Source organism: Ferruginibacter sp., assembly GCF_031430955.1.
GTDB lineage: Bacteria > Bacteroidota > Bacteroidia > Chitinophagales > Chitinophagaceae > Ferruginibacter.
The window spans coordinates 1-2082 of sequence record NZ_JANPCM010000312.1; the positions used below are offsets into that span (position 1 = coordinate 1).

Consider the following 2082-nt stretch of genomic DNA (forward strand, 5'->3'; position numbering starts at 1 on the left):
TACTGTTTTCACCTCAGTTATCTGTTCCCCTTTTACAAGATGTGCATCATCGGGCATTAACTGCACCAATAATTCCAATTCCCTTGAGGCACCTGCAACAGATTTCATTTCAATCCAATGCCCCAGCAACATTATTAAAATAAGTGTGGCCAGTTCCCAAAAAAAATCCATGCCTTCCAATCCAAATACGGTGGCTACACTATAGATGTAAGCCACTGAAATAGCAAATCCAATCAGCGTCATCATGCCGGGATTCTTTACCCTTATTTCATCAACTAATCCTTTTAAAAAAGGCCAGCCGCCATAAAAGAAAACAGTGGATGACAAGGCCAGCAATACATATTGTGAACCGGTGAAAACGATATGAATATTCAACCAGTGCTGTATCATTTCTGATAACAGCATAATGGGAATTGTAAGCGCCAGCACTACATAAAATCTTTTTTTAAAATCTGCAATGCCGGAAGAATGGGAAGAATGAGAGGAACCATCTTTTGATTTTGTAAGTGGCACCAGGGTCATTCCACATAAAGGACATTTTCCCGGCCCATCCTGTACAATTTGCGGGTGCATGGGGCAGGTATATCGTTGAAAACTTTGTGCTCCTTTATGCAAATCTGCTTTTACCACTTCATTATTTTCCTTACTACCGGCGGGAATGTTGTGTGCTGCATGATCGGATGATGGTTTACTTTCAGCATCTTGCTGATGTGAAGCGATTGTATTTGTTTCAGCTTGTACAGCAACTAAGGTCATTCCGCATTTAGGACAGTTGCCCGGTTTGTCCTGTACAATTTCAGGATGCATGGGACAGGTGTATTTTTGTTGATGTTCCATTTAATTATTTTTTATTTATAAAGCTGGTAAAGAATTAATGCCATTGCCCAGGGCAGTGTGAAAATGAACAGGAGCCACTTGAAATCTGAATCAATAATAAAGTTTACAACCGTCATCGATCCTATTGAAGTAATTCCTGCCAGGGCAACGATAATAAATGTTCCGGGCAAACGTTTCCGAAAAGAGGTGAGTGCAATAAAAATAATCAGTAATCCTGATGTAAAAATGTAACTGCCCATAACCCAAAAAACTTTTTGAAGCCAGGCAGATAAACCTGCCACATTATTCTGAATACTTGCTGCTGTTGATTGCATATAACGTAAATCTTCCGGCAATAATGGGGAGCGTAAAATAATAAAGTAAATACCCATTGCCATAAGAAGCAATCCTCCAAGTGCAAGAATGGATGATGAGATTGGTTTTAATTTCAACATTTATAAACTAAGGTTTATGAAGCAATACCTGTTGCCTGTTACAAATAAAATTGTCTTTATTCTTTTGGTTTAGTATAGGTGCCTTCCTTCATCATTTTCATTTGCTCCGCTGTCATTTTTTGTTTTACCAAATTCATTTCGCACTTGGGGCATTTTCCCGGTTTATCACTCATAACCTCATTGTGCATAGTGCAGGTGTAGGTTTCATCTTTTGCTAACTGTTCTGTTTTTGCATTGCTGCTATTACCGGTACAAGCTGTAAAAACAAGTGCTGCACACAGGAGAATTGCGGCAGTAAAAAGTAATTTTTTCATAATTGTTTTTTTTAATTTTTAAATTTGTTAGGACTGATTTTTTTTATATTGATTTTAATTTGCTGCTATAATTTCTTTAATTGTATAATTTCCTGCGTTGCTGAGTTGGGTTTGCAATTCGGCCACATCTATGTTTTTGCTCATGGTAACAATCGCTCTTTGCGGCTGCAACTGAACTTCGGCCTCTGTAACACCAGGGATTTGCAATAAGGCTTTTTTTACTTGACTTTCGCAGCCACCACATCTCATTACTTATATTTCAAATTCTTTTTTCATTTTTTTCATTTAAAGAGTAACTGAATTTTATTTATTATTTAATGACTATTAGATTTATTTTAAGTACATCATTGTTTTAAATGCTGCTGGTTTGTGCACCATGTTTAATTTTATACAATTTCAAAATTCAGCATCATGCCACTATCTTCATGCTCAAGGTTATGGCAATGCAAAACATATTTTCCTTTCAACTGTGAGAAGGTTGTAATTACTTTTACTTT

Annotated in this window: 5 protein-coding genes; all 5 read right to left on the bottom strand. The window is 36.7% G+C overall.

Features of this window, described 5'->3' with window-relative positions; translation table 11 throughout:
• On the bottom strand, nt 1-837 hold an 837-nt coding region (locus ACY65O_RS08820), incomplete at its 3' end, for a heavy metal-binding domain-containing protein (protein ID WP_462220489.1).
• An 11-nt stretch (nt 838-848) separates the two neighbouring features.
• Complete coding sequence (locus ACY65O_RS08825; protein ID WP_462220490.1) at nt 849-1271, bottom strand: hypothetical protein; 423 nt, start codon at nt 1269-1271, stop codon at nt 849-851.
• A 56-nt stretch (nt 1272-1327) separates the two neighbouring features.
• Entirely contained in the window at nt 1328-1585 is a 258-nt protein-coding gene (locus tag ACY65O_RS08830; RefSeq protein ID WP_462220491.1) for a heavy metal-binding domain-containing protein, read from the bottom strand.
• A gap of 54 nt (nt 1586-1639) precedes the next feature.
• Complete coding sequence (locus tag ACY65O_RS08835; RefSeq protein ID WP_462220492.1) at nt 1640-1834, bottom strand: heavy-metal-associated domain-containing protein; 195 nt, start codon at nt 1832-1834, stop codon at nt 1640-1642.
• A 137-nt stretch (nt 1835-1971) separates the two neighbouring features.
• Nucleotides 1972-2052, bottom strand: coding sequence for a multicopper oxidase domain-containing protein (locus tag ACY65O_RS08840; RefSeq protein ID WP_462220493.1), 81 nt, complete (start codon nt 2050-2052; stop codon nt 1972-1974).
• Nucleotides 2053-2082: the final 30 nt, after the last annotated feature.